The sequence below is a fragment of the Bacillus cereus group sp. N6 genome (assembly GCF_016483705.1).
Classification (GTDB): Bacteria; Bacillota; Bacilli; order Bacillales; family Bacillaceae_G; genus Bacillus_A; species Bacillus_A wiedmannii.
Genome location: NZ_JAEHBI010000313.1, coordinates 1 through 245, shown reverse-complemented (window position 1 = coordinate 245; position 245 = coordinate 1). Strand labels below are relative to the sequence as shown.

Sequence of the window (245 nt, the reverse complement as noted above, 5' to 3'; positions counted from 1 at the left end):
CCCCCCCTCTATCCCCTGTTCCCCCGCCCGCCGCCCTCTCCCCTGTTTTTCCTGGAGGCCCCGTCGCACGTGTCTCAGCGCGTTTCCCTTGAGGCCCCGTCGCACCAGTAGCACCTGTGTTACCTTGAGGTCCTGTAGCACCAGTAGCGCCCGGACTACGACCAGTAGCGGCGGGCGGGCGCGTAAGGCCTATAACAGTGGCCGCGGTCGCCGCGGGGGGCCCGGGGGGGGGGGGGGCGGGGGGG

Annotated in this window: 1 pseudogene; it reads right to left on the bottom strand. The window is 71.8% G+C overall.

The window, feature by feature from the left end:
• A pseudogene (locus JDS99_RS31430) lies at nucleotides 1–245 on the bottom strand (hypothetical protein); the annotation flags it as partial.